This window comes from Methylomagnum ishizawai (genome assembly GCF_900155475.1).
GTDB lineage: Bacteria > Pseudomonadota > Gammaproteobacteria > Methylococcales > Methylococcaceae > Methylomagnum > Methylomagnum ishizawai_A.
Genome location: NZ_FXAM01000001.1, coordinates 787684 through 812323 on the forward strand (window position 1 = coordinate 787684; position 24640 = coordinate 812323).

General features: G+C 62.8%; 28 protein-coding genes and 2 tRNA genes. 15 read left to right on the forward strand and 15 right to left on the reverse strand.

Annotated features, from left to right (window positions below; genetic code table 11):
• Positions 1-2: 2 nt before the first annotated feature.
• Entirely contained in the window at positions 3-272 is a 270-nt protein-coding gene (locus tag B9N93_RS03515) for a helix-turn-helix domain-containing protein (protein ID WP_085210939.1), read from the reverse strand.
• Between the two features lie 86 nt (positions 273-358).
• Here B9N93_RS03515 and B9N93_RS03520 point away from each other — a divergent pair, with 86 nt between their 5' ends.
• The 13 genes from B9N93_RS03520 (at position 359) to B9N93_RS03585 (ending at position 10301) form a co-directional block, all read left to right on the forward strand.
• On the forward strand, positions 359-745 hold the full coding sequence (locus B9N93_RS03520; RefSeq protein ID WP_085210941.1) for a hypothetical protein: 387 nt from the start codon (positions 359-361) through the stop codon (positions 743-745).
• A 9-nt stretch (positions 746-754) separates the two neighbouring features.
• Positions 755-1471, forward strand: a complete 717-nt coding sequence (locus B9N93_RS03525) for a hypothetical protein (RefSeq protein ID WP_085210942.1) — start codon at positions 755-757, stop codon at positions 1469-1471.
• Positions 1468-2292, forward strand: coding sequence for a hypothetical protein (locus tag B9N93_RS03530; RefSeq protein ID WP_125468824.1), 825 nt, complete (start codon positions 1468-1470; stop codon positions 2290-2292). The genes B9N93_RS03525 and B9N93_RS03530 overlap by 4 nt, the downstream gene beginning before the upstream one ends.
• Before the next feature lie 261 nt (positions 2293-2553).
• On the forward strand, positions 2554-3093 hold the full coding sequence (locus tag B9N93_RS03535; RefSeq protein WP_085210946.1) for a hypothetical protein: 540 nt from the start codon (positions 2554-2556) through the stop codon (positions 3091-3093).
• Positions 3094-3153: 60 nt separating this feature from the next.
• Positions 3154-3336, forward strand: a complete 183-nt coding sequence (locus B9N93_RS03540) for a hypothetical protein (protein ID WP_085210948.1) — start codon at positions 3154-3156, stop codon at positions 3334-3336.
• A 256-nt stretch (positions 3337-3592) separates the two neighbouring features.
• Positions 3593-3883, forward strand: a complete 291-nt coding sequence (locus B9N93_RS03545; RefSeq protein WP_085210950.1) for a hypothetical protein — start codon at positions 3593-3595, stop codon at positions 3881-3883.
• 62 nt (positions 3884-3945) lie between these two features.
• Positions 3946-4782 (forward strand): ATP-binding protein, encoded by an 837-nt coding sequence (locus tag B9N93_RS03550; RefSeq protein ID WP_085210953.1) that lies wholly within the window; start codon positions 3946-3948, stop codon positions 4780-4782.
• A 92-nt stretch (positions 4783-4874) separates the two neighbouring features.
• Entirely contained in the window at positions 4875-5549 is a 675-nt protein-coding gene (locus B9N93_RS03555) for a DUF669 domain-containing protein (RefSeq protein WP_085210955.1), read from the forward strand.
• 62 nt (positions 5550-5611) lie between these two features.
• Positions 5612-7288, forward strand: coding sequence for a DEAD/DEAH box helicase (locus tag B9N93_RS03560; RefSeq protein WP_085210957.1), 1677 nt, complete (start codon positions 5612-5614; stop codon positions 7286-7288).
• 3 nt (positions 7289-7291) lie between these two features.
• Positions 7292-8623, forward strand: a complete 1332-nt coding sequence (locus tag B9N93_RS03565) for a hypothetical protein (RefSeq protein ID WP_085210958.1) — start codon at positions 7292-7294, stop codon at positions 8621-8623.
• Positions 8624-8661: 38 nt separating this feature from the next.
• Positions 8662-9582 carry a recombination-associated protein RdgC gene (gene rdgC, locus B9N93_RS03570; RefSeq protein WP_085210960.1) on the forward strand — a complete coding sequence of 307 codons (921 nt, stop codon included), beginning with the start codon at positions 8662-8664 and terminating at the stop codon, positions 9580-9582.
• Positions 9583-9760: 178 nt separating this feature from the next.
• Positions 9761-9979 carry a hypothetical protein gene (locus B9N93_RS03580; protein ID WP_085210963.1) on the forward strand — a complete coding sequence of 73 codons (219 nt, stop codon included), beginning with the start codon at positions 9761-9763 and terminating at the stop codon, positions 9977-9979.
• A 46-nt stretch (positions 9980-10025) separates the two neighbouring features.
• Positions 10026-10301: a helix-turn-helix transcriptional regulator gene (locus tag B9N93_RS03585; RefSeq protein WP_085210964.1), complete on the forward strand. Its 276-nt coding sequence runs from the start codon at positions 10026-10028 to the stop codon at positions 10299-10301.
• On the opposite strand, the gene B9N93_RS03590 is transcribed toward B9N93_RS03585, so the two are convergent.
• The 7 genes from B9N93_RS03590 to B9N93_RS03620 all read right to left on the reverse strand — a co-directional run bounded on the left by B9N93_RS03590 (position 10293) and on the right by B9N93_RS03620 (position 14205).
• Positions 10293-11264: a tyrosine-type recombinase/integrase gene (locus tag B9N93_RS03590; protein WP_085210966.1), complete on the reverse strand. Its 972-nt coding sequence runs from the start codon at positions 11262-11264 to the stop codon at positions 10293-10295. The genes B9N93_RS03585 and B9N93_RS03590 overlap by 9 nt on opposite strands.
• A gap of 87 nt (positions 11265-11351) precedes the next feature.
• A tRNA-Leu gene (locus tag B9N93_RS03595) sits at positions 11352-11438 on the reverse strand.
• Positions 11426-12091, reverse strand: a complete 666-nt coding sequence (locus B9N93_RS03600; protein WP_085210968.1) for a response regulator — start codon at positions 12089-12091, stop codon at positions 11426-11428. Before B9N93_RS03600 ends, B9N93_RS03595 begins: the two co-directional genes overlap by 13 nt.
• Positions 12092-12118: 27 nt before the next feature.
• Positions 12119-12208, reverse strand: a tRNA-Ser gene (locus B9N93_RS03605).
• Between the two features lie 57 nt (positions 12209-12265).
• Positions 12266-13003, reverse strand: a complete 738-nt coding sequence (dnaQ, locus tag B9N93_RS03610; RefSeq protein WP_085210970.1) for a DNA polymerase III subunit epsilon — start codon at positions 13001-13003, stop codon at positions 12266-12268.
• Between the two features lie 6 nt (positions 13004-13009).
• Positions 13010-13459 carry a ribonuclease HI gene (rnhA, locus tag B9N93_RS03615; protein WP_085210972.1) on the reverse strand — a complete coding sequence of 150 codons (450 nt, stop codon included), beginning with the start codon at positions 13457-13459 and terminating at the stop codon, positions 13010-13012.
• Positions 13456-14205: a class I SAM-dependent methyltransferase gene (locus B9N93_RS03620; RefSeq protein ID WP_176225108.1), complete on the reverse strand. Its 750-nt coding sequence runs from the start codon at positions 14203-14205 to the stop codon at positions 13456-13458. Before B9N93_RS03620 ends, rnhA begins: the two co-directional genes overlap by 4 nt.
• A 58-nt stretch (positions 14206-14263) precedes the next feature.
• Between B9N93_RS03620 and B9N93_RS03625 the strand changes: the two genes are divergently transcribed.
• The gene (locus B9N93_RS03625; RefSeq protein WP_085210976.1) at positions 14264-16369 is read left to right on the forward strand and encodes a lytic transglycosylase; all 2106 of its coding nucleotides are present in this window, start codon (positions 14264-14266) and stop codon (positions 16367-16369) included.
• Between the two features lie 53 nt (positions 16370-16422).
• On the opposite strand, the gene B9N93_RS03630 is transcribed toward B9N93_RS03625, so the two are convergent.
• From B9N93_RS03630 to B9N93_RS03660, 7 genes are all read right to left on the reverse strand, one after another.
• Positions 16423-17799, reverse strand: coding sequence for a phenylacetate--CoA ligase family protein (locus B9N93_RS03630; RefSeq protein ID WP_085210978.1), 1377 nt, complete (start codon positions 17797-17799; stop codon positions 16423-16425).
• A 48-nt stretch (positions 17800-17847) separates the two neighbouring features.
• A complete protein-coding gene (gene lgt, locus B9N93_RS03635; RefSeq protein ID WP_085210980.1) occupies positions 17848-18651 on the reverse strand; it encodes a prolipoprotein diacylglyceryl transferase in 804 nt (267 codons plus the stop codon).
• A gap of 75 nt (positions 18652-18726) precedes the next feature.
• Positions 18727-19431 carry a retropepsin-like aspartic protease family protein gene (locus tag B9N93_RS03640; RefSeq protein WP_085210982.1) on the reverse strand — a complete coding sequence of 235 codons (705 nt, stop codon included), beginning with the start codon at positions 19429-19431 and terminating at the stop codon, positions 18727-18729.
• A 56-nt stretch (positions 19432-19487) separates the two neighbouring features.
• Positions 19488-21197, reverse strand: a complete 1710-nt coding sequence (glgA, locus tag B9N93_RS03645; RefSeq protein WP_085210984.1) for a glycogen synthase GlgA — start codon at positions 21195-21197, stop codon at positions 19488-19490.
• Between the two features lie 298 nt (positions 21198-21495).
• Positions 21496-22767, reverse strand: coding sequence for an alpha-amylase family glycosyl hydrolase (locus B9N93_RS03650; protein ID WP_085210986.1), 1272 nt, complete (start codon positions 22765-22767; stop codon positions 21496-21498).
• A 121-nt stretch (positions 22768-22888) separates the two neighbouring features.
• A complete protein-coding gene (locus tag B9N93_RS03655) occupies positions 22889-23842 on the reverse strand; it encodes an NAD(P)-dependent alcohol dehydrogenase (RefSeq protein WP_125468825.1) in 954 nt (317 codons plus the stop codon).
• A gap of 32 nt (positions 23843-23874) precedes the next feature.
• Entirely contained in the window at positions 23875-24171 is a 297-nt protein-coding gene (locus tag B9N93_RS03660) for a hypothetical protein (protein WP_085210989.1), read from the reverse strand.
• A gap of 160 nt (positions 24172-24331) precedes the next feature.
• Between B9N93_RS03660 and B9N93_RS03665 the strand changes: the two genes are divergently transcribed.
• A complete protein-coding gene (locus B9N93_RS03665; RefSeq protein ID WP_085210991.1) occupies positions 24332-24640 on the forward strand; it encodes a hypothetical protein in 309 nt (102 codons plus the stop codon).

Consider the following 24640-nt stretch of genomic DNA (forward strand, 5'->3'; position numbering starts at 1 on the left):
GCCTAGGCGGCTTGGTTCAAAGTTTCCGCATCCTCCGGCACGCGCTTGGCCGTGCCCCGGATGTAGGCCCAATGCTCGATCAGGTCGGGGCGCAGTTCCTCGACCGTAACCGCGCCGCCGGACTGGCGCTCGATGGCCATGGCGAGGGTTTCGGAAGCCTGCTTTGCCCGATACGCCACGAATTTGATGTGCTGCAAGGTGCAGCTACACCGGGTGGCGAAGTCTTCTTTCTGTTGTTGGCTCAAGGAGCGCAGATATGTCTTTAGGTCCATGCGGCAAAGATTACCTACTTGGGTACCATCATGCAATACCTATCCAGAGAATACCCAAGCCGGTAGCGGTGGGGTGTAATTACGCGATGAACATCAAATCGATCCGGCGCCAGAACCTACTCAAGCTCATCGAGGAGCGATTCGAGGGCAACAAAGCTGCATTTGCGCGGGCCATCGACCGTCCGGCCCCGAATGTTCATCGGATGCTGATCGACGTTGAGACCGTTCCTGTCGAGAAGGGGAAAAAAGACAATCGCGGGATTGGCGAAAAGCTAGCCCGCGACATTGAAGGCAAACTCGGCCTCGGCCCGCTTTGGCTGGACCAAGCAAACCCACACGAAACAATGGCACTGTCTCAGGACGAGGCGGTGTTCATTGAAAAAATCAAGCAAGAGATTGAAACGCGCCAGGTTCCCGACCATATGCGTGAAACCATTTTGGCCATCCTGGGCAGTTCTCCACAAAAAAAATGAATTCAATCCATGAAAATTCGTGTTGGCGTCCTTGTGTCCAAGGGCAAAAAAACTGGCGAGGGGCATACCAAGCCCTACAGGGCTGCGGTGAAAGTTGATGGTCAACAATATGCGGCTATTGTCAAGCATTTGCCTTTGGATACGGTGCTGGCGGAATGTGTTTGCGCCATGGTGATGCGCGGATGGGGGCTGCCCGTACCGGAACCGGTGCTGATCCGCGAGCATGGGGAGTGGTTATTCGCCAGCCTGGAGGTTGGGTATCCCAACCTTAAGCAGCGCTTGGGGTTGCACGACGGTTTACCACCAGACACCCAGGTGCTTTTAACGAAATATGCCGCCATGATTGTGTGTGGATGGGCTGACGCTCCACGCGCCCTGGCAGTGGACGAGCTTATCGCCAACGCCGACCGGAACTTGGGGAATTTCCTATGGGATGGCGTGGATCACGCTTATATTGACCACGAACGCACCCTCGGCTTAGCTCCCCATGAGCACAACATCATGGTTGTGCTGGCCGAACTCGCCGGAAAACTGGACGCGATGGAGTCCGGGGCTGTCGCTTCCGCTTTGGCATTGGACCGCAGCATTCCTAGCGAGATTGAATCGCCCGAAGACGTGGATTTTTCAGGCTATGTTCACTACATTGAAAAAAGGCTGGGAGAGCTTCCGGCCAAGGTTTTGGAGCGATTTCCCCAACCGGACGACCTTTTCGCGGTGAAGCCATGACCACTAATGCCTTATGGAGACCCGTCTTTTGGGAGCCTGTCGCGGATACCGGCGAACGGCTGATGGTGGGCGTTTTGCTGGATTTCGCCGACCAAATCACCGCCCATCGCATCATCCGCGACGATGTACTCGATTCCCTTTATGGCAATAAAGCTGCCGTTGGCGCGCGCACCTTGATCGAAACAGGATTGAAAATGCTGGTCGATGTGACCAGGGTAGGCTCTATCCGTGAAGCGTCTCCCACGTTGTTGGGCTTGGAGGCCGGCCCATTGAAAGAATCCTATGCGGAATCCTTGGCGGAAGCCTTGAGGACTGCCGCGCTTTTGCATTCGAGCCTAGCCAACATGGATAAACTTGAGGATATCGAGGAATCGGTGGAACCCGTGCCCGAGGAAGCCAACCGGTTGTTTGCTACCGAGGTCAGGATCCACGTACTTAACGAGCGCCCGGATCTGGAGAAGTGTTTCAACCGAGCTTTACCCTTAATTCCAAACGGCCAACCCATCAAGTTTGGTTTTTGCTCTCCGCGCTCGCTTATCCATTTCGGCATGATGTCCCCATCCCGGCAATCGGCGGGCTTGAGGGATGCCCATGCCCGTCTCTGGGAGCTTTACCGGGCCAAGGAATTCTCCGGCATTTCCATGGCGGCCTTGATTTTGGCCTCGCCCCGCCAGGATGATGCCATCCTGTCGCCGAAGCAGCGCGAATCGCTCGATAAAATCCTCCGCGAAATTGAGCGCGAAGCGGACAGCTACGAAATGCGCTTCATCCCCGTCACCACCGTGCGGGATGGAGCAAGCCGAGTGATTGAATTCGCCTGACGATTATCGAACCCGCCCCGAGCGGGTTTTTTAGTGCCCATCCCAGCCCGCCCAGCGCGGGCTTTTTCATGCCCATTCCTAGCCCGGCCCGTCCGGGCTTTTTTGTGTCCGCGTAAAAAATACCTACTTAGGTATTGCACAACAATACCCAAGTAGGTAGCATTTCTCCCAAGCCGCCCCGCCCACCACGCAAACCAACGGTCAGTCCCCCAAACCAGGCGCGGGCGGCTCCACAAGCGAACGAACAACGGGAAAAAGAACATGCCGACCCCAACCCGCCAAACCCTGATTGCCAGCATCCGCAAACACATTCTGGCCGCTCCCGACGAACCCGTCACCGTCGTCGCCGCCGCCGAGTCCACCGAAAAAACCTACCGCATCCCGGCCCCGCCCGCCGATGTCGTGCCCGGCGTCCCGACCTCCGGGACCACCTATCCGGTGTTCGAGAGCAAGGCGGAAATCGCCGCGGCGATGGCCGAGCCGAAAGCGCCCGCCACCAAACCGGACCCCGCCTTGGCCCTGGCCTACGCCTCGTCCGACCTGGACGCGCCCCGGACGCCCAGCCCCTCCCGCGTCCTGTTCAAGCAGGCCCACGGCGCGGCCCGGCTGGGATGGGATTTATCCAGCCTCCCCGAAGCCATCCAACGGGCCGCGAGAACGGCCCGTCGCCCGGGCCACTTGGAACGCCGCGTCCACGACGCCTACCGGACGCTGAGGGCCACATTCCGGGGCCGGCCGGAAGCGTTCCGGGCATTCATCCGGGCCAAGGCGGGGGTGGACACCATTATCCCGCCCACCTGAAAACCTCCCTTCCCCGGCGGCGACGTGGGTTCCGCCGGGATTTTTTAGGAGAACCCCAACATGCGAACCCTCAAGCACGCCAAGCTCCGCCAAATCCTGGCCCAAGGCCGCGCCCGCGCCCTGGTCGATGAACAGCATTTCGCGCAGCGCCGGGCCGAGAAGGCGCAAGCCGCCATCGCCGACCTGGAATGCGAGGCCAACGCCCCGCGCGGCCCGGTGCAACCGAAGGTATGGCCCCTGTGATAGCGATGTCGGCCTTGGTCCTCTTTCTGGCCCAGCCGCCGCCCGGCACGGCTGCCCCCCCCGCAGGGGCACCGGATACCGCGTGGAACTGGACCACGTAGGCTCGGGTGATAACACGAAATCGATGAATTCCCCCGCCGGGAATGGCCATCGCGGAAGCGAAAAAGTGCCTGGCGGGGAACCCCACGGGGTCATACGTCCCGGCCCTGGCCGGAACGGCAATATCAAACCATTTCATTCCATATTGGAGAAAACCATGTCCGAGAACGCCAACGAGATCGCCGAAACCACCTCCGCCGAAGCCGCCGAGGTGGCCACCGAGCGCTTGGACGAAGCGACGGAAGCCGACGACGAAACCGCCAGCGAATCCGATGGCCCCAGCGCGGCCTTCGTCGAGGGCCAGCAAGCCGCGCTGTCCGGCCTGACCGATGCCGACAATCCGCACCCCATCGGCAGCGGTGAAGCCGTGGATTGGAACGACGGTTGGGTATCCATCGATGTCGGCATCAACCAAAGCGCCGACCCGAACGCCGCCGATTACGAATAACCGGTCCCGACAACCCCAAGGGGGCGGCGACGCCCCCGCTCGAACCCCTCAAGGTGGGGAATATGGCTGAACCACAACAAAAGAAGATGTCGCTGGCGAACGTCACCATCGGCAGGATCCAGAGGCCGTTCATGATGGCGCTCTACGGCGTGGACGGGGTGGGCAAATCGACGCTCGCCGCCGGTGCCCCCAATCCCATTTTCATCAACGCCGAGGACGGCAGCAGCGAACTCGACGTGGCGCGGTTCCCCGGCGCGGAAAACAAGGCCGAGCTTGAGGAGGCCATCAACGTCTTGCTGAGGGAGGAACACGGGTTCAATACCGTGGTGCTGGACAGCATCGACTGGGCGGAAACCATGATCCGGCAGGACCTGTGCGACCAGTTCCGGGTGGAATCCCTGGAGGATGTGCGCGGGGGATTCGGCAAGGGCACGGTGGCCCTGCGCGAGCAATTCGTCCGTTTCCTGGATTTGCTTGCCTACCTCCGCACCTACCGGGACATGAACATCATCGTCATCGGGCACTGCGAGGTGAAGAAATTCGAGGACCCCACCACCGCCGCCGGTTACGACCGCTACCGGATCAAGCTCGACGAGGTGAACGCCGCCCGGCTGCGGGAAGCCTGCGACGTGGTGGCCTTCTACAACTACGACACCGCGCTCATGGCCAAGGAAAACCGCCAGGGCGAAATCCAGGGCAAGGCCCGCGGCAAATCCTTCGACAAGCACGAACTCCACTTCAGGCGCAGCGCGGCCTTCGACGCCAAGGCCCGCACCCTCAACGGCTATGCCCTGCCCGCCAAGATCGTCGTCCCGCCGGACGAACCGCCGGGAAACAGCTTCCGGGCGTTCGGGTATGCCATCGGCATCACCGACCCCCCTATCCAACCGGGGCCATAAGGATCAACGGGGTGCGCCCGCCGCCCCTTGATTATCCCAGCGGGAAACCAACGGTCATTCGGTCAAACGGTCACAACCAATAGGTCAACACTATGAACTACCCAGAATATGAAGATGATTTCGCGTTCGACAACGATATGGGTTCGGTCGATGAAAACGCGGGCAATTACGGCCCGATGCCCGCCGGGAAATATGGGATGCAGGCGGTGGAAATCGAGGTTAAAACCTGCAAGGAACCGAGCAACGGCAAGATGGTGGCCGTCACCTTCCAAGTGGTGGACGGCTCCAACAACCGCAAGATTTTCGAGAACTACTGCTTGCAGCATACCAACGACACCACCAAGCGGATCGCCGAACAGGCGGTCAAGCAATGGATGAAGGCGTGCGGCTATACCGGCAACGAACGCCTCGCCGCCAGGCTGCTGAAGACCCTGGAAGGCCGCGAATTCACGGCCCACGTCATCGTCGAGAAGAGCAAGGACCCGCAGTACGGCGACCGCAACCGCATCCGCCAGTTCGAGGCGTCCGGCGGGTATGCCCCCCAACAGCGCCCCACGCCGGCCCCCGCCCCCCAACAGCGTCCCGCGCCGGTCCCCCGCAGCAGCGGCCCGCCCCGGCTCCCCAGCAACAACGCCCGGCCCCGGCGCAATACCAGGACCCCAGCCAGGCCGCGCCCAGTCCACAGCCCCAGCCCGCCCAAGCCGCCATTCCGCCCCGCCCCACCGGCGGCAAGCCCTGGGAACGCCGCACATAACCTGACCGGATAAACCATCGGCCCGTGGCCCATGCCCCGGCGTGGGCCACGGGGGGCGGAGTATCGGAGGGAAACATGACCCAGAAAAAAATAACGCTACGCGACTACCAGCGCTGGGCGCTGGATAAGCTCTACGAATGGTTCGCCGAGAACCCGGAAGGAAACCCCATCGTTTCGGCCTGCGTGGGCGCGGGCAAATCGATCCTCATCGCCGCCCTGTGCCGGGAGGCCGTGGAATGGGATTCCCGCAATAAAAGCCGGATCCTGGTGATCGCCCCGTCCAAGGAATTGGCGGAGCAAAACCTGGAGAAGCTGGTGGAACTGTGCCCGGACCTGGGGATAGGCGTGCTGTCCGCCAGCCTGGGGCGCAAGCAATACAGCCACCGGGACGACGTGGTGATCGGCACGCCCGGCACCATCGTCAAGGTGGCGGAAAAGCTCGGGTTTTTCGATTTGGTTTTGTGTGATGAAAGCCACCTCATCAACCCGAAGGATACCGGCATGTACCGGGAAATCATCCGCAAGCTGAAAACCAACAACCACTACCTGCGGGTGGTGGGCTGGACCGGGACGGCGTTCCGGGGCAATGGCATCTGGCTCACCGAGGGCGGCGAAGCCCTGTTCACCGACATCGCGGCCAGCGTGGGCATGAAGGAATTGCTCAAAAAGGGATTCCTGGCCCCCCTGGTGATCGGGGCCACCGCCACCCAGGTTTCCGGCGACGGCCTCCGCACGGCGAGCGGCGACTACGTGGTGTCGGAGCTGGCCCAGCGCCTGGACCGCGACGAACTCACGGAGAAGATCGTCGGCGAGATCATGGAGCAGGGCCGGGACCGCAAGAAATGGCTGGTGTTCTGCGTCACAGTGGCCCACGCCGAACACATGGCCGCCGAGTTCAAGCGGCGCGGCATCGCGTCCGCCGTCGTCAGCGAGAAGACCCCCAAGTCGGAACGGGAGGCCATCGTCAAGGGCTTCAAGCTCGGGCGCGTCAAGGCGCTGTGCAACGTCGCCTGCCTCACCACCGGCTTCGACGTGCCCGACCTGGATTTGATCGCCCTGGTCCGCAACACCAAATCCCCCGTGCTGTATGTCCAGATCGCCGGGCGCGGGATGCGCATCGCGGGCAAGGACATCGAGGAATCCATCCGCAACGGCAAGGCCGACTGCCTGTGGCTCGACTTCACCGACACCACGGCCTTGCTCGGCCCCGTGGACGATATCCGCGGGCGTCCCGCGCCCCGCAAGAAAGACGGGGAAAACCACGGAACCCCGTTCAAGCCGTGCGCCGAATGCGGGGCCATCAACCCGGCGGGCGCCACCCGCTGCAAGACCTGCGGCACGGCCTTCCCGCCGCCCGCCCCCACCCTCAACACCGTGGCCTCCCAGGCCACCATCCTGACGGCGACCGGCCCGCGCCTGGAAACCTTCCCCGTCGATGGCATCGGCTACCAATCCCCGATATCCAACAAAACCGGAAAACCTTATCTACAAATCCTGTTCCAAAGCGACCTGTCGTATTTCCGCATCAATCTCTTTTTGGAACACGAGGGTTATGCGCGGGATAAATCGATCAGGCAATGGAAGGAATTGACCACGCCCCCCACGGAACCCCGCGACGTGGTGGATGCCGTTCAAAAAATCCAGCGCGGAGAGGTTCGGTTCAAGGACGTGGAATCGATAGCGGTGGATATGGTTTCCAAATGGAAGGACATAACCCAGGTGAATTATCGGCGGGAAGCGGAGGCGGCGTAATGGATGAAACCCTCCCCCAAACCCATCGACATCGAAATCCGCAACGGCAACGGCAAGGTATGCCTGCTGCATCCCGGCCCCTATCCCACCCCCGTAACCTTTTGCTTTTGGGATGAAAGACACCCTATGAACAATACCCCCGAAGATGAAGAAAGCCTGATCCTCGATACCACGGTCCACCGCATGGACGAGGTGCTGGAAAGCGAGCGGTTCATGGGCGGCGGCATCGGGTTCGGCGCCATCGGCGAAGCCGACGACAGGCTGCTGTGGCTGAATTTCCGCTGGTCGTTCGCCGATGCCCCGGTGCCGGACCGCCGCCGCACCATGATGATGGGCAACGCCATCGAAAAGGACATCGCGGCAACCCTGGCCAAAATCCAGGGCCTGGAATTCCTGGACCGCGACCCGAACACCGGCAAGCAGTTCAAGCACCAGTTCCTGGGCGGGCATTTCGCCGGGAAGATGGACGGGGTGGGCCTGGGTTTCCCCGAAGCCCCCAAGACCTGGCATGTGGTGGAGATCAAGGGGGTTTCCCACAAGGCCTTCCTGGAGGCCATCAAGCGGGGCGTCGAAAACTGGCGTCCCGAATATTGGGTGAACGTGCAATGCCACATGGGGGCCGCGGGCCTCGACCGGACACTGTTCATCGTCCAGGACCGCGACACCGGGGCCGTCCACGCCGAACGGATCAAGCTCGACGACACCGTGTTCGGCGCCTGCCTGGCCCGCGCCGAGCGGATCGTCCTGGCCGAAGAACCCCCGGCCCCGATGTACGAAACCCGGTCCAGGGTTCCGCACGACGTCATGGCCTTCAAGCCGGAATACAACACCCATATCTATTGGGGAATAGAACTACCCCGTCCCCATTGCCGGAATTGCCGGTTCGCCATCCCCCTGGTCGAGGGCACTTCCGGGGATTGGCTGTGCCAGATCGATTCCACCTCGTCGGCGACCGGCGCGCGCCTGGATTATTCCCAGCAGCGGGCCGGATGCCCCCGGCATAACTACCTGCCGTCCCTGCTATCCGAACTCGCGGAAGTCGTCCGGCAATACCCCGATTGCGTGGAGTACCGCGTGGGCCGGACCGTGTTCTGGAACGCCGAGGAAATGGTGGGCGAAACGCATCCCGGCGTGTTCTCCTCCAAGGAATTATGCGCCCTGAGCGGCAACGTCGCGGCGAATGGGCTATGCGAGGAATCGATCAAGGCGCGGTCGGGTTTGGCTGGGGTTAAACAGGGGGCATACACGATTGGGGGCGAAACGGTCATCGTCGATGAACCCAAGTCGGGTGCCGGGGGTGTCGATGATTATGACGACGATGATATCCCTTTTTGACGGGCGCTTCCTTTTTGATAAACCAAGAGATAACCCACATGTTCTTCAAAAACCTCCTGTTATTCCTATTCACCGAACCTTTCCCCCTGGACGCCACCGACCTGGATGGGCGCATCCGGCAACGTCGGTTCCAGGGCTGTGGCTCCCTTGAGCCCGCCAGCCTGGGGTGGGTTCCACCGACGGGCAAATCCGACGCCGCGTCCCTGGTCCACGCCGCCAACGGCTTCCTGATGATCTGCCTGCGCCGGGAAGAGAAGATACTCCCGGCCGGCGTGGTGAACGAGGTGCTGGCCGACCGGATTGAAGAGATCGAATCCCGGCGTGGAACCCCGGTGCGGCGCAAGGAGAAGGACGCGCTGCGCGACGAGGTGATGCAGGACTTGCTGCCGCGGGCCTTCGTCCACAGCAAGCGGACCTATGCCTACATCGATCCCAAGGGCGGCTGGCTGGTGGTGGACAGCGCCAGCGCCAAGAAGGCCGACGAACTCACCAGCCTGTTGCGGCAATGCCTGGGCAGTCTGCCGGTGGTGCCGTTCGCCACCAAGTACATGCCAAGCACCATCATGACCCATTGGTTGGCCGAGGATGGCCCGCCCGCCGGGGTCGTGCTGGACACCGATGCCGAACTGCGTTCCCCGGAGGAGGATGGCGGCACCGTGCGCTGCCGCAAGCACGACCTGGGCGCCCCGGAAATCCAGAATCACCTTGAGGCCGGGAAGGAGGTCATCAAGCTGGCCTTGACCTACCGGGACCGCATCGGCTTCGTGCTGGACGAGGCTTTGACCATCAAGCGCCTGCGGTTCCTCGACCTGGTGCAGGAGAAGGCGGAGGAGGTGGACACGGACGACGCGGAGGAACGGTTCGATGCGGATTTCGCGGTGATGACGCTGGAGTTGGCGGAATTCCTTCCGGCGCTGGCGGGGATGTTCGGGGGGGTGAATGTGGAGCGGCGGAAATGAGCGCAGATACCGGGAAAACGATAGCGATGCCAGAGCGGGCGTTTTTCAACGCCCATCCGATTAGCGGAATTTTGGAAGAGGGTACGGACGGCACGGAGTACCTTCGCGCCGACCTCGCCCAATCCCAAATAGACGCGGCACGGGCCGGGGGAGTACGGGAAGGGCTGGAAAGGGTGACATGAACTCCGAACCCTTCATGACCTGCACCTGCGGTGCCCAAACCCCGCTTTCGGCCATGCCCAACCACCTGCCCATCGATCATTTCGAGTGCGGCCAATGCCGGTCGATCCTGATCCGGCGGCACGCGCGCCCCACGGTCTATCCATCCGGGTTTGTCCTGCCGGGGAAAGTCACTGTCGAGCGGGTTGGATTTGGATTGCTGGGGGGTGTGGCATGACTATTCTGACTATCGCCCAAGTAGCTGGAGAGAGAGGAACCGAAGGATGAGACCAGAGCAAGCAATCCTCTACATCGCCGACGTAGCGGCCTTATTGGGGAAAAGCTACCCAGCAATCCAGGGGATGGATAGGCGCGGAGATTTGCCCCCATCGTTCCGGCTGGGCGGAAAGGTCGCATGGAAGCGTGAGACCATCATGGCGTGGATCGATGGCCAGGAATCCGAGGCCAGGGCGAAGCGGGAGGCGAAGGAAAAGGAGAAGGGGAGGGCGGGGCGGAAGCGGTTAGGGTATGAGGTGGAGATCGTGAGGGCATCAACCTAACTTGTCCGCCAGCCTTTCCGCGCTCATATGGGTGTAGCGCCTGAGCATCGCCAGGGTTTTATGCCCGGTGATGGTGGCGACCTCCATAATCCCCAATCCCTTCTCGAAAAACCGGCTTGTGGCTTCGTGCCGCAGGTCGTGGAAGCGGATTTCCGGGCATCCGGCCCGCGCCGCCGCTTCCCCGAACGCTTTCGTCACCCAATCCAGGTCCATCCCCAGCACGCGCCCATCGATCCGGCGGGGCAGGGCGGACAGCACATCCTGGGCGCGGGGGGACAGCGGCACATCGCGGGCGCTTCCGTTCTTCGTGTCCGGCAACCGCGCTACGCGGCCCTTGATCCACTCCCAGCGCAGTCCCGCCACCTCGCCTCGCCGCATCCCCGTCTCGACCGCCAGGACGATCCACGCGGGCAACTCGGGGTTAATTTGAGCGGCTTCGGCCAGGATGGCGGTTTCCTGGGTGGGCGACATACGGACCTCCCGGCCCGGCCCGGCACTGGGCTTGCGGATGTTGGCGCAGGGGTTGACGACGGGAAGCCCCCACTCTTTGGCGGCAATGGTGTAGAGATGGGAAATCAGGGCGAGTTCCAGGCGCACGGAGTTCGGCGACAGCCCGATCCTGATCTTGGCGTCGCGCCATGCGGCAAGATCGGAACTGCGGAGCGCGGCGATGGACTTGGACGCCAGGGGGTCGGCACGCCACCGCTCGATGCGGTCGGCCTCGCGCTTCGCGCCCTTCTTGCCAGGGGTGACCTCGCGCTTGTAGCGGTTCAGGGCGTCGGCGACCGTGAGAGATTCGGCCTCCCTGGTGTCCACATAGCGCCCGCCCAGCATCTGGGCCTCCACTTCCTTGCTCCATTTCTCGGCGTCGGCCTTGCGGTCGAAGGTCCGGGAAATCGGCTTGAAGCCTTTGCGGATGACTTCGGCCTGCCAGGAGTCGCCGCGTTTACGGATGCGGGCCATTTTTAGCGGATCGGACAGGAATCGGACAAACCGCGAGGGAATTGTCCGCGCGGAATCCCTTTCACCGGCCTATCCCCTTTGTTTGTATGGTGCCCCGGGCCGGGGTCGAACCGGCACGGATTTTACTCCGAGGGATTTTAAGTCCCTTGTGTCTACCAATTTCACCACCGGGGCTGTTTGGAAGCGATCAATTCATCCCGCGCCAAGTCGAACTGGACAGCTAATTTGGTCAGCTCCACGCCGTTTTTCACGCCCAGCTTCTCGAAGGCACGGTAACGGTAGGTGGTCACGGTCTTAGGGCTGATGTTCAGCAGGTCGCCCATTTGCTGCATCGATTTGCCTTGCAGGGTCATGAGGACGAACTGTAATTCCCGGTACGACAGTTGGTCGAAAGGGGTCGTGGTCTGGCCGGGGAGCGAGGCCAGGGCCATCTTGTTCGCCACGTCCTGGCTCAGATATTTCCCGCCCCCGTGGACCGTCCGCACGGCGGCCATGAGTTCGCTGGGCGGACAGTTCTTCGAGAGATAACCGTCAGCGCCCTGGCTCAGCAGTTGGTGCGGGTATGGGCCGTCGGCATAGACGCTCAGGGCCACGATCTTCACTTGCGGATGCTTGTGGTTGATCTTGCGGCAGGCTTCGATACCACCCATGCCGGGCATGTTGATGTCCATCAGGATGACATCGGGGCCGAGTTGTTCGGTCAACTCGATGGCCTCTTCCCCCGAAGCGCCCACGCCCACCACGTTCATATCCTTGCCCGCCCGCAACAGGTGTTCGATGCCAGTGCGAACCAGTTCATGATCGTCTACCAGCAGGATATTGATCATAGGATCGTGTGGGGTCGTTTCCAGGGGTGGCGGAGAGGGAGGGATTCGAACCCCCGGACGGGATCAACCGTCAACGGTTTTCAAGACCGCCGCTTTAAACCGCTCAGCCACCTCTCCTCGTGCTTGTGGCGCGTCGTCGAGCGGGCAAAGGATAACCGATTAGCGCCCCGGTTTCTATCCTTCGCCCTGCCAGAGGCAGCGCCCGCCCGCCGCCTTGGCGATTTCGGCCAGGCGGGCGGCGTGGGCTTCCAGTTCGGTCTCGGTGCAGCGCACGACTTTCAGCCGGGGGTGGTCGCCGGGGCGGGGCGCGCGGGGTTGGAGGCTCAGCGGCGTGGCGGTGGCTTGGGTGGCCGGGATGTCCGGCTCGGATTCGGGTTCCAGGACCAACAGCGTCTGGCCACCGGTCATGGCGAGATAGACCTCGGCCAGGATTTCGGCGTCGAGCAAGGCGCCGTGCAAATCGCGGTGGCGGTTATCGACGCCATAGCGCTTGCAGAGGGCGTCCAGGTTGTTGCGCTGTCCGGGGTGCTTTTTACGGGCCAGCAGCAGGGTGTCGAGGATGGGGCAGCGTGCGGCGAGTTCCGGTAGGGCCGGATTCCAGCGCCGCAATTCGTGGTTGAGGAAACCCACGTCGAAAGCCGCGTTGTGGATGACCAATTCCGCGCCGGTCACGAAGTCCAGGAACCGTTGGGCGACCTGGGCGAAGCGCGGTTTGTCGGCCAGGAAATCCCGGCTCAGGCCATGGACTTTGACCGCCTCGGCGTCGATATCGCGCTCGGGGTTCAGATAGGTATGGAAATGGTTGCCGGTCAGCTTGCGGTTGAGGATTTCGACGCAGCCGATTTCGATGATGCGATGGCCTTGGGCGGGTTCGAGGCCGGTGGTTTCGGTGTCGAGGACGATTTGGCGCATGGTGGATTAACGGCGGGCGGGGGGAAGTTCGTCGATGCCCCGGTTGGCGAGGCGGTCGGCGCGTTCGTTTTCGGGGTGGCCGGCGTGGCCTTTCACCCATTGCCATTCGACCTGATGATCGCGGCGGGCGGCGTCCAACAGCCGCCACAAATCGGCGTTCTTGACCGGGCTGTTGCCGGCGGTGCGCCAGCCCCGGCGGACCCAATTGGGCAGCCATTCCGAGATGCCCTTCATCACGTATTGCGAATCGGTGGCGAGCGTGACTATGCTGGGGCGCTTGAGGGCTTCCAAACCCCGGATGGCGGCGGTGAGTTCCATGCGGTTGTTGGTGGTGGCGGGTTCGCCGCCATATAACTCCAATTCCTTGTCCTTATAGCGCAACAAAACGCCCCAGCCGCCGGGACCGGGATTGCCCCGGCAGGCGCCGTCGGTGTAGATATAAACGGTATCGCTCATTCGTCGAGGGTGAGTATCTTGGGTTGTTCGAACATATGCCCCGCCGCCAAGCTCGGGGCGTTGATCCACTGGGGTTTGAGCGGGATCAAAGTGTAACGCCGTTTAATGGCTTTAATGGCGTAGGCGAAGGACAGCTCGGCCTTGGTGCGGTCCCAGAGGCTATCGGGCCGGCCCAGCACCTGCGAGGTGGAAATGGAAAAGGCCGCGTTGTATTCGGCCTCGAATTTCAAAAGCCCCAGCCAATCCAGCATGCGGTGGCTGCTGACGGAGCGGGTGTGCCAGACGGCGGGTTCGCGGGGCAGATGGCCGATGAGGCCATGCGGGTTCCAGGGGTTGATCCCCAGGATGAACAAGCGGCCCTCCGGCTTCAGGACGCGCTCGGCTTCCCGCAGGACCTGGTGGCGGTCGGTCTCGAATTCGATGACATGGGGCAGGATCAAGACATCGACACTTTCGCTATCGATGGGGAGTTCGGTGGCGGCGGCGATCAGCGAATGCGGCCTTAAACTGGAGGCGGGGGGAATATCATCGACCAGCACGAAATCGCCCAGGAATTCGGGGTCGATATATAGCGTTTCCGAGCCTAATAAACCAACTTGTAATGTTTTTTGATTATAAGTAAGCTTTAGGGCCGATTGCAGGTAGGATGCCTCTATTGTTTGCAGGATTTGTCCAAGGGTCGAGACGAGATACCATTCCAGAAACTTTTCACGCGAGTGGAGCAACGGCGTTTGATTGGTTTTCATACATGAAGCGCTGGCGTGCCGCAATAACCTACCCGAATTGAACGCAGAGGAAACGACCATGACCCGGCCTAAACCCAACGCGCAGTGGCTGTGCTGCGCATCGATCATCGTCCTGTCCTTGAGCGCCTGCTCGCATAACGGGGGTAAGCTGAAGAATGGGGCCAATTTAACCGAGAACGCGCAACCAGCGTCAACGTCCGGCGAAAAAAAATCCCGCTCATCGACCGCCCGGACTTCCGGCAAGTGGCTCCGCAAGAAGGATAAGACCGTAGCTTCCACGGGAGGCTCATCCAGTAGTACCTCGCAATACGACAACCTCTGGGAACGATTGTTCGATCTCTACGACCTCCCGCCCATCGAACACGAGGAGATCGACCGCGAGTTCTCGTGGTTCCTGAACCACCCGACCTACATCCAGCGCGTGCAGCAACGCGCCGAGCCTTTCCTCTATTCCATCGTCCGCCAGGTCGAGAAACACGATATTCCGGGCGAAATCGCGCTGTTGCCGGTGATCGAGAGCGCGTTCCAGCCGCATGTGGTGTCCCCGGCCAACGCCGCCGGCATCTGGCAATTCATCCCGTCCACCGGGCGCATGTACGGGCTGAAGCAGAGCCGCTATTACGACGGGCGGCGCGATGTCTACGCCTCCACCCGCGCCGCCATCAAATACCTGAAGAAGCTGCACAAGGATTTCAATGGCGATTGGCTGCTCGCCATCGCCGCCTACAATTGCGGCGAGGGCGCGGTGGGCCGGGCGGTCCAGCGGAACGCCAACCGTGGCCTGCCCACCGATTTCTGGTCCTTGGATTTGCCGCAGGAAACCCGGACCTACGTGCCGCGGTTGCTGGCGGTATCGAAAATCTTCGTCGAAGCCGACCAACACGGTATCGACCTCCGCGCCATCCCCAACCAAGCCCAATACAAAGCTGTCAAGCTTAACCAACCGCTTGATCTGGCCCTGGCCGCCGATGCCGCCGATATGTCGCTGGATCAACTGTTCGCGCTGAATCCGGGCTTCAAGCGCCAGCATACCGATGTCTCCGGCAGCTATCACCTGTTCATCCCCGCCGACAAGAAGACCGCCGATTTCAAGGAGGAATTGGAGCGGCTGGTCCAGGAAAGGCAGACCTCCGGCGGTTTCCAGGTCGGACAGCAAGAACTGGGATCGGATAGCGCCGCCGCTGTCGAGAGTAGCCCGGCCTTGGCTACTCTCGACAGCGTGGAGCCGGAAGCGACCCCGGTCGCCTATACGCCGGACCCAACCCCTGTTAAATCCAGGTTTTCGGCGCGGCAGGCGGCGGCCACCCTGGCCGTCTATCAGCCGGACGGCCCGGAACCCACCGCCACGCCCCAGCCCGTGGCCGAACCGGAACCGCCCCAGGACGGCCAGGAATCCGATTTTTCCAAGCCCTTGTCGGAACGGGAACTGACCCCGGTGTCCCCTTCTTCCAGCTATCGGCTTGATAGCCAGGATTCCACCGCCCCGGATGACGCGGCCCTTGAGGAAGAACAACGGGAAGCCAGGGCGCGCGCCGCCCGTGAGGAACGCGCCGCCGCCAAGGCCCGCGAGCGGGAAGAGCGCGAGGCCCAGAAAGAGCGCCTAGCCCGTGCCGAGCGTGAATCCGCCAAGGAACGGGAGAAGGAGGCCAAGGCACGCGAATTGCGCGAAAAGTTCGCCCATCGCGACGAAGCCACCGGCAAGCATTCCGCCAAGGACGCGGACAAAGGCCGCGACGCCCACGACCGTCGCCACCCAGGCGAACTCGCCGCCGCCGAGGACAAATTCCGCGATGCCGGTTCGAAGAAAGGCAATTACACCGTGCAGCCCGGCGAAACCCTGTGGGCCGTGGCCCGCAAGCATTCGGTCGATGTCGGGCAACTGGCCAAATGGAACAATATCTCCGAGCAAACCCAGGTCAAGGCCGGGCAGAACCTGGTGGTCTGGGGTAAGGATGCCGGTAAGAAGCTGGTGATGGCGAGTGCCGGGATACGGCCTTCCCAGTCGATCAAGAGCTACACCATCAAGGCCGGCGATACCCTGTTCTCGATTTCCCGCCGCTTCAATGTCAGCGTGGCAGAATTGCGCAAGTGGAACGGCGGCTCCAGCCTCGACAAGCAAATCCAGCCGGGCAAGAACATCACCGTCCAGAACGAGAAGGACTGATCCGGTCCTTGCCGCTTTCCGACCCGCCCCGCCGCCCGGCGGGGCAGTTGCCCTCACTCCCGCGGCGTCAAGTTTCCCGGCAGCGCTACATGGCTGATCACGTAGCGGTGCTTGCCGGAAGCCTCGGGCGGGAGGCTCCCCACCAGGTTCACCTCCACCCGCACCGGGCTTGCCATCCGCAGCCGTAACAGCCGGACGATCTCCTCCCGCGCCCCGTCGCGCCAAGCGGCGTTGGGGACGATGGACACCTCCAGATGCTCCGGCGTCCATTGCACGATCTTGAATTCCCCCACGCCCTCGACCGCTCTCGGCACGTAGATCAGCGCCAGGGCGTGCATGATGGTCCCGTCCGGGCGCACCACGAAATCCGTGGTCCGGCCCACGACCTCGGCCACGACATGCAGGCCGCGCCCGTCCCGGCAGGTTTCCCCGGAGGCGCGGGCCATGTCGCCGGTGCGGTAGCGGAGGAAGGGCTGGGCTTCGGAGCAAAGATTGGTCAGCGTGACTTCGCCGGTTTCGCCCGCCGCCACGGGCCGACCTTGCGGGTCCAGGAGTTCCAGCAGGATCGTTTCGCTATTGACCAGCAATTGCCCGGCGGGCGATTCCAGCGCGACCAGTCCGCCGTCGCGGCAGCCGTATTCGTTGGCGACCGGCACGCCGAATACTTCCCCGATGAGGCGCCGTTGTTCCGGCAACAGGGGTTCCCCGGTGGCGCAGACCACCTTGAGCCGGTGCGTGTTGAGGCTCGCGCCCCGGTTGCGGGCGTGTTGGGCCAATAGGGCCAGGCTGCTGGCATAGCCGTAGACGCAGGCGGGATCGAAACGCTGTATCCGCCCGAGATATTCGTCCATAGCCGGGACCGACATGGCGAAGGCATTCAACAGCAATTGGTTGAACAGCCGGTCGCGGAAGGTCTTGATCCGGTCGGTCTTGTTCAACTCCACCGGCGCACCCCACAGGAACACTTCCGGCTCGCCGACCTCGATCCCCCACCAACGCCGCGCCCGCATCCTCGTGGCGGCGTCGGCGGCCTGCCGGGACCGGCCATAGTAGAAGATCAAGGGCTGGCCGCTGGAACCGCCGGTGTTGTAGCGGAACGCCCCGCCCGGCACGGACTTCCAGACCATGGCCTCGCGGTGGGCCTGGGCATCGGTCTTGTCCATGGTCGGCAGCCGCCGGAAGTCCTCCAGGCTCAATTCCGCGTCGCCGTCGAGCGCCAGCCCGGCGGCGCGGAGGCGTCCGGCGTGCCAAGGGCTGTGTGCCAGGGCGGTGTGGAGCAACGCCTTGAGCTTCCGCAGTTGCAGGCGTTCCAGCGCCGTCCGGTCCAGCCATTGGCTGCGTTCCAATTCGGCCAGATAGGCGAAGGTCGGGCGTTGCATCAGGCGTTCGTGCAGCGGGAACCAGAGGTGTCGGACCAGGGCGGGATGCATGGGATTCCGTCGGGTTGGGGTGGGCGGGACGGATTGTAACACCCGGTTTCAACCGAGGGCCGTAACGGGCTTGTCCGCGCGCCGCGCCCGCCAGATCAAGACCAGGCCGAACGCCACCGCCGGGAGGCTGAGCCATTGCCCCATGCTAATGCTCCAACCGCCCTCGAATTCGGCCTGTCCTTCCTTGAAGAATTCCAGGAAGAACCGCGCCCCGAACACCAGCGCCAAGCAGCGCCCGAACAGATAACCCTCCGGACCGGCATCGCCGCGCTTCAGGTAATAGCGGAACTGGAACAGGAAAATCAGCAGGTAGCCCAGTGCCTCGTAAAGCTGCACCGGATGGCGCGGCACCAGATCGACACGGGAAAACACCACCGCCCAGGGCATGTCGGTGGCGCGGCCCAGGATTTCCGAATTGAAGAAATTGCCGATGCGGATCAACGCGCCGGACAGGGGCACGGCCATGCCGATGCGGTCGCAGACCCAGAGGAAGGAGGGGCCGGCGGCCCGCCGCGAATACAGCCAAACCCCGAGCAGGATGCCCGCCACCGCGCCATGGCTGGCCAGCCCGCCCTCCCACACCGCCGGTATCTTCCACGGATGGCTGAGGTAGAAGCCGGGTTGGTAGAACAACACATGGCCCAGTCGCGCCCCCAGCACCGTGCCGCCGATGACATAGAGGACTAAGTCGTAGACCTCGTCCTCCGGGCGGCCTTCGCGCCGGTAGAGCCAACGGAACAACAAGGTGCCGTAAACGAAGGTCGAGGCGAACAGCAGCCCGTACCAATAGACCGGATAGTGGAATTGGTTGAACGAAAGCGTGAACGCGACGGGGGAAATATCCCAGGTCATGGTGTGGTGCCCTGTGTGGCCGGTGGATTGCGGGGCGGAATTGTAGAACGCGCCGCCGGGACGCGGTAGGCGGGTTTATTTCGCCATCAGGATGAGTTCGTTGTGGGCGTCGTCGATGGTCATGCGGAAGCGTTGCAGGAAGCTCATGCCGAGTAGCAAGGTGCCTTGCAACTTGTCGTCGGCGATGAAGCTGACCTGTATGTTCTGGGCCGACACCGCCCCCACCCGCACCGAATCCAGCACGCCGATCCGCACCGGCACATGGCCGCTGGCGGTTTGGCTGATGCCGGGTTGCAGGCTGTCGGGCGCGAAACCCAGTTCGGCGATGAGCGAGTCGGGCAGCACCAGGGTGGTGGCCCCGGTATCGACCAGCAGGAACAGGTTCTTGGCGACCCCGTTGGGACCGACGATGGCGGCGGGGACTTGGTGGTGGCTACCGCTGCGCTGGGTTTTGATATAGGCGCGGTCGGCGGAGGCTTTGGGACCGTCCGTGGGTTTGCGGCTGGTGATGCGGACTTGCTCGATGGCCTTGGGCGTGCCGATCAGCAGGTAGTTGTAGTCTTCGAGCAGGGTTTTGATCCGCTGGGTGGGCGTGCCTTCGGCCCGCGCCGCCACCGCGCCGGGTTCCAGCCGGTCCAGGCCTTCGATGGTGAAACGGCCTTGCCGGGCGAGGGCTTCCAGTTCGTCGCGCAAATCGCCCGGCGCGGCCTGGACCGGCAGCGAAGCGCACACCACCGACAACAAGGCGGCGACCCGGTGGCGGAGGAGGACGGTTTTCATGGAGGGCCTCGGCGTGATGAAGGAGAAGGATACGCCCGGAATAACACCGGCGACGGCTATTTATCGCGGATATAGTGATAGATGTTCAGATAATCCCGCCCCGGATGGTTCCAGGAAAAATCGCAGCGGATGCCGTTCCGCATCAATTCGCGGAACTCGACCGGATGCCGGTAATAACAGCTGATCGCCCGGCCCAGCGCCGATTCCAACCCGCTGTAATCGTAATCCTTGAACACGTAGCCATTGCGCTCGTCCTCGGGCCGGTCCGAATAATCCCGGTCGAACACGGTATCGGCCAGGCCGCCGACCTCCCGCACCACCGGCACCGTGCCGTAGCGCAATGCGATCAACTGGGTCAGGCCGCACGGCTCGAAGCGGCTGGGCACCAGGATGATATCGGCCCCGGCGTAGATGAGATGGGACAGTTCCTCGTTGAAGCCGATTTCGATATGGATGTCTGGATTGTCGTCGAGCTGGTGTTTCAAGCCCCAGAAATAATGGTTGATCTGGCCGTTGGCGCTCGCGCCCAGCAGCACGAACTGGCCGCGCCGGTGCAAGGTGTAGAACAGGGCGTGGCGCAGCAATTCCAAGCCCTTCTGCGGGTCCAGCCTGCCGATGAAGGCGATGATGGGCTTGTCGCTGTCGGCCAGCATCAGCCGGTCGCGCAGCGCCCGCTTGTTCTTGTATTTGTCGTCGAGGCTGTCCAGTCCGTAACGGTAGGGGATGTAGGGGTCGATCTCGGGATTCCAGACCTTGTAATCGACGCCGTTGACCACGCCGCCGTACTTGGCGTGATGGATGTGCAGGGTCGGCTCCAGCCCGAAACCCTGGCCCTGGTCCTTGGCCTCGGCGGCGTGGCGCGGCGAGACCGTGGTCACGAAGTTGGAATACACCACCCCGGCCTTCATCAGGTTGAGGGCGTGCGGGTTGAAGTTGTCGCGCATCCGGTCGTAGTGGGCGTAATACTCGGGGCGGTTGAGCCCGGTGGCGGATAGGAGTTGGGGTCCGGTCACGCCCTGGTGTTTGAAATTGTGGATGGTGAAGCACACCCTGGGATGGGTCATGCCGAGGTGCTGGTAAATCTCGTACAGGAATACCGGGGCCAGCGCGGTTTGCCAATCGTGGCAATGGAGGATGTCGGGATGCTTGCCCGATTGCCAGAGGAATTCCATCGCCGCCCGCGAGAAGAAGGCGAAGCGCAGCACATCGTCGTCGAAGCCGTAGATGCCCCCCCGGTTGAAGAAGTTATCGCTGGAATGCGGCTCGATGAAGAAACACCGCCGGCCATGCACGAAGCCGAAGTACACGGTGCAATGGACGGTTCCGTTGAACCAGGGCACCCACAGGTCGCTATAGGCTTCGTGCAAATCCCAGATATGGTCGTGGCGCAGGCAATCGTACTTGGGCAGGAGGATTTCGACGTGGTGGCCCCTGAGCTGTAATTCGTGGGCCAGGCCGAACACCACGTCGGCCAGACCGCCGACCTTGGCGACCGGGGCCAGCTCCGGGGTGAGATGCACGATGAAGAGCTTGGGTTCCTGCGGTGTCGCGGGCGGATCGGCTTGGACTTCCGGGGTCGGGGGTTCGGGCGATTGCGGCCATTCCGGTTCGGGGATCAGGAAGGGCGGGTCCGGCTCGATGGCGGGATAGGCGGGTTCCAGCGGCGGCGCTGCGGGAGGTTCTGGGGTGGCGGCGTGGGTTGGGCGGCTTGGCGCGGTGTCCTGGAAGGGCGGTTGTCCGCCTCGGGTTGGTTGTTTCGTAGCCATGGGATGCGTCTGTTGTCCTGCGGATAAGGCTGCATATCGGCCATCGGTCCCGGTGGCGGGCTGGTGGCTGGGTATTTTCACGTTATGCGTGGGCACGTATTCCGTACCCACCGGGATAACCCGGAAGCGGTGGGCATGGGGGCATGCCCACCCCACGGTTGAGCGTAAACCCAAACCGCAAATGTTCTAGGTGGGTGGGCTGTAGTTTAAGCCATCCCTTATGGCGAAAGAATTGTGGGGGAGGAGCGGCCCCGGCTTGGCGCGGACGCCCGCCCGCCGGGGTGCTGGGTTCCGGGTCTCAGGCCCGGTCGGCCACCAGGATGCGCCCCATGCCGGGCGCGAGTTCGAAGCCGAACGGCGCGGGCAGGTACTCCATGGCCCATTCCGGCGAGGCATCGACCATGGGCGCGACGCTCTGCACGTAATGGTTGAGGTTGTCGGTCTGGAAATACTGCCGGTGCCAAACGTCCTTGTTGAGGATGATGAGGGCTTCGCTATGGGTTTTGGGCGAGGCTTTCCACAGCAACAGGATGGAATGGTTCGGGTGGTAGGGCAGCACCTCGGTGACGCTTTCCTCCATGAACACCGGATAGCGGCTCTTCACCGCGTTGACATGCTGGATGAAGCCGGTCAGGTCGATGGCGGGGGTTTCCCAGTCTTCCGGGCGGCTGTCCACCACATGCAGGCTTTTGCGGAAGCCGTACTCGAAACCCATCGGCATCATCACCCCGGCGGAGAACAGCGCGGCGAATAAATAGCGCTGTTTCATGGCGTCCGCGTTGCCATTGACCTCGGCGAACAAGCGGGCGGTGTCGTGGCTTTCCGGGAAGCTGATCGAGGGCACGGTTTCGCGGGTCAGATGATATTGCTCCATCAGCCACGGGCTGGAGAAATCCCACCATTTCGAGCTGTTGAAAATGTAGTCGAACCCGGCGCGGGCGGTGTCCTTGGTTTGCTCGGGATTGCAGCCCAGGGTTTCGGCGGCGAATACCGTATCCGGCCATTTTTTACGGACATCGGCGATCAGGCGCCGCCAAAAGTCGCTGGGCAATTGATAGGCCGCGTCGCAGCGCAAGCCCTTGAAACCCAATTCCAGCAGGTATTCGACCGTTTTCAGGCAATAGCGGTACAAGCCTTCGCGGTCGGAGGTATGCAGGTGGTCGAAGCGGGCCAAATCGCGCCACACCACTTCCTGGCCGTCGTGGACGCAGGACGGATGGGCGATCTGGCCGTTCTTCTTGGCGAACCATTCGGGATGCTGCTTGAGCAGGGCCGAATCGTAGGCGCAATGGTTGATGACCAAATCCACCATCATCGACAGGCCCAGCTTTTCGGCCTCGGCCACCACGGCCTTCATCTGGGCTTCGGGGGTGGCCGTGCCTTTCTCGGACAGCAGCTTGGGATTGAGGGCGAAATAATCTTTGATCGAATACAGGCTGCCGGATTGGCCGGTCAGTTGGACGGGATTGACGAAGATCCAATCGAAACCCATATGGGCGGCGCGTTCCAAATGGGGTTTCCATTGGTTCAAGCGGCCCGCCAATAGGGGGAATAGGTTGTAGATTTTCATGGACTGGGTGTACCGGATAGCGCCCGCCGCGGTATGGGCGGGAAGAAGGAGATTTTAAGTCGCGTCCGGCCTGTGGTTGGGCCAATAGACTGTTTCCCCTGGGCGCGGGCCGCGTTTGGCCCTATCCCGCCTTCATCGCCACGATAACTTTCCCCCGCGCCCGGCCCGTCCGGCTCTGGCCCAGGGCGGCGGCGAGTTCCGCCAGGGGATAAACGCTGTCGATCACGGTGCGGAGTTGGCCCTGCTGGGCCAATCCGGCCAGATAGACGAGGTCGGCCCGGTTCGGCTGGACGGCGGTGAAGCGCAGGCGTTGGCGCGAATACAGCGGCAGGGTCCGGGCCTGGAGCCAAGAGCCGGGTTTGGCCAACAGCGAGACGTAGACGCCCGCCTCGGCCAATAGCGGACGCCAAGTCCCGAACGGGCGGTTCATCACCGTGTCGAGGATGACATCGAAGCCCGGCTTCGAGGCCGCGGGTTCGCCTTGGGTGTAATCGACGACTTCATCCGCGCCCAGGCTGCGCACCAGTTCGATATTGCGGGTGCTGCACACGCCTGTGACCTCCGCGCCCAGGGCCTTGGCGATTTGCATCGCGTAATGGCCGACCCCACCCGCTGCGCCGATGATCAAGGCGCGTTGCCCGGCTTGTAAGCCGCCTTGGTCACGCAGGGCTTGCAGGGCGGTCATCCCGGCCAGGGGCAAGCCCGCCGCCGCCCGGTCGTCCAGCGCGGCGGGGACCGGGGCGGCATAGGCCGCGTCCAGCGCCAGATATTCCGCCGCCGCGCCCTGGGTTTTCAACGGCGACATGCCGAACACCCGGTCGCCGGGCTTGAAATCGACGACTTCCGCGCCGATGGCCTTGACCGCGCCCGCGAAATCGAAACACGGTGTGGCGGGAAAACCGGCCAGTCCCACCACCCAGCGCAGCACGCCACCGCGCAATTTCCAATCGATGGGGTTCACCGAACTGGCAGCCACTTCGACCAGGATTTGCCGGGAACCGGGCGTGGGGATGGGCGTTGCGACCGGGCCGAGTTGGGCGAGGCCGCCATAGGGTTTGAATTGCATGGTTTGCATGGGGGATTGCTCCTGTTGCGGGCTGGCGTGGCTCACCATTTCAGGCGGATGCCGATGGATAGGGTGGAACTCCATAGTTTACGCACCGAGCGCAGTTGGAACGACAAGGCTTTCGGCGCGGCGGGCAGCGGGGTGTAGGCATCGAGCAGGGCGCGGAGGAAGCTGCCGCGGGCCGTGCCGTGCCGGGCCGGGACCAGCCAGCGCAGGAAGGTGGTGGCGATCCGTTCGACGTGGGAGGCCGCCGGACCGCCATCCCGCCAAGAGCGCAGCAGCGCGGGCAGTGGATTCCTGGAGCGTGACCGTGGGCGTCTGGCCAGGGGGATTCGCATGGTGGGTTTCCTCGGGATGGGCCTGGGCGGTTGCGGGGATGTAGCCGGTGGACCGGAACGCCGCGCCATCATAGCCCAAACCCGTGCGGGGATCGCGGGGTCGCCGGGAGCGCGCCGGTTTGCTAGAGTTCCCCCCGCGCTAAGCGAACCGGAGGCGAACATGACCGCGATACTGTCGATGCTGGCCGTGCTGGGGACGGCCCTGTGGTATTACCAAACCGCCGGGCGGCGGGGCTTGCCGGGCTTGGCCTGGGCCATCGCCGGGGTGTTGGTCTATTACGGCGGGTTTTTGTTCTGGATGCACGCCATCCTGCGCCCCGCCATGGGTGGCGGGTTCCAGGTCCATGGCTTTTGGACCGGCATCGGCATGGACCTGACCGCGATTGCCTGCGGAGCGCTGTGCATGGCAGGTTTCCGTCGCCAGGTCTTGCTGAAGAAGGGCAACCCGCCCGCCGCAACCCCGTCCTGA

Coding starts and splice junctions, on each gene's coding strand:
- B9N93_RS03625 (WP_085210976.1), top strand. CDS start 14,264: ATGACCCGGCCTAAACCCAACGCGCAGTGGCTGTGCTGCGCATCGATC.
- rnhA (WP_085210972.1), bottom strand. CDS start 13,459: ATGAGCGATACCGTTTATATCTACACCGACGGCGCCTGCCGGGGCAAT.
- B9N93_RS03620 (WP_176225108.1), bottom strand. CDS start 14,205: ATGAAAACCAATCAAACGCCGTTGCTCCACTCGCGTGAAAAGTTTCTG.
- B9N93_RS03585 (WP_085210964.1), top strand. CDS start 10,026: ATGAGACCAGAGCAAGCAATCCTCTACATCGCCGACGTAGCGGCCTTA.
- B9N93_RS03650 (WP_085210986.1), bottom strand. CDS start 22,767: ATGAAAATCTACAACCTATTCCCCCTATTGGCGGGCCGCTTGAACCAA.
- B9N93_RS03550 (WP_085210953.1), top strand. CDS start 3,946: ATGGCTGAACCACAACAAAAGAAGATGTCGCTGGCGAACGTCACCATC.
- B9N93_RS03525 (WP_085210942.1), top strand. CDS start 755: ATGAAAATTCGTGTTGGCGTCCTTGTGTCCAAGGGCAAAAAAACTGGC.
- B9N93_RS03580 (WP_085210963.1), top strand. CDS start 9,761: ATGAACTCCGAACCCTTCATGACCTGCACCTGCGGTGCCCAAACCCCG.
- B9N93_RS03590 (WP_085210966.1), bottom strand. CDS start 11,264: ATGGCCCGCATCCGTAAACGCGGCGACTCCTGGCAGGCCGAAGTCATC.
- dnaQ (WP_085210970.1), bottom strand. CDS start 13,003: ATGCGCCAAATCGTCCTCGACACCGAAACCACCGGCCTCGAACCCGCC.
- B9N93_RS03665 (WP_085210991.1), top strand. CDS start 24,332: ATGACCGCGATACTGTCGATGCTGGCCGTGCTGGGGACGGCCCTGTGG.
- B9N93_RS03515 (WP_085210939.1), bottom strand. CDS start 272: ATGGACCTAAAGACATATCTGCGCTCCTTGAGCCAACAACAGAAAGAA.
- B9N93_RS03565 (WP_085210958.1), top strand. CDS start 7,292: ATGAAACCCTCCCCCAAACCCATCGACATCGAAATCCGCAACGGCAAC.
- B9N93_RS03660 (WP_085210989.1), bottom strand. CDS start 24,171: ATGCGAATCCCCCTGGCCAGACGCCCACGGTCACGCTCCAGGAATCCA.
- B9N93_RS03535 (WP_085210946.1), top strand. CDS start 2,554: ATGCCGACCCCAACCCGCCAAACCCTGATTGCCAGCATCCGCAAACAC.
- B9N93_RS03655 (WP_125468825.1), bottom strand. CDS start 23,842: ATGCAAACCATGCAATTCAAACCCTATGGCGGCCTCGCCCAACTCGGC.
- B9N93_RS03545 (WP_085210950.1), top strand. CDS start 3,593: ATGTCCGAGAACGCCAACGAGATCGCCGAAACCACCTCCGCCGAAGCC.
- B9N93_RS03530 (WP_125468824.1), top strand. CDS start 1,468: ATGACCACTAATGCCTTATGGAGACCCGTCTTTTGGGAGCCTGTCGCG.
- B9N93_RS03555 (WP_085210955.1), top strand. CDS start 4,875: ATGAACTACCCAGAATATGAAGATGATTTCGCGTTCGACAACGATATG.
- glgA (WP_085210984.1), bottom strand. CDS start 21,197: ATGGCTACGAAACAACCAACCCGAGGCGGACAACCGCCCTTCCAGGAC.
- B9N93_RS03640 (WP_085210982.1), bottom strand. CDS start 19,431: ATGAAAACCGTCCTCCTCCGCCACCGGGTCGCCGCCTTGTTGTCGGTG.
- B9N93_RS03520 (WP_085210941.1), top strand. CDS start 359: ATGAACATCAAATCGATCCGGCGCCAGAACCTACTCAAGCTCATCGAG.
- B9N93_RS03560 (WP_085210957.1), top strand. CDS start 5,612: ATGACCCAGAAAAAAATAACGCTACGCGACTACCAGCGCTGGGCGCTG.
- B9N93_RS03540 (WP_085210948.1), top strand. CDS start 3,154: ATGCGAACCCTCAAGCACGCCAAGCTCCGCCAAATCCTGGCCCAAGGC.
- B9N93_RS03630 (WP_085210978.1), bottom strand. CDS start 17,799: ATGCATCCCGCCCTGGTCCGACACCTCTGGTTCCCGCTGCACGAACGC.
- lgt (WP_085210980.1), bottom strand. CDS start 18,651: ATGACCTGGGATATTTCCCCCGTCGCGTTCACGCTTTCGTTCAACCAA.
- rdgC (WP_085210960.1), top strand. CDS start 8,662: ATGTTCTTCAAAAACCTCCTGTTATTCCTATTCACCGAACCTTTCCCC.
- B9N93_RS03600 (WP_085210968.1), bottom strand. CDS start 12,091: ATGATCAATATCCTGCTGGTAGACGATCATGAACTGGTTCGCACTGGC.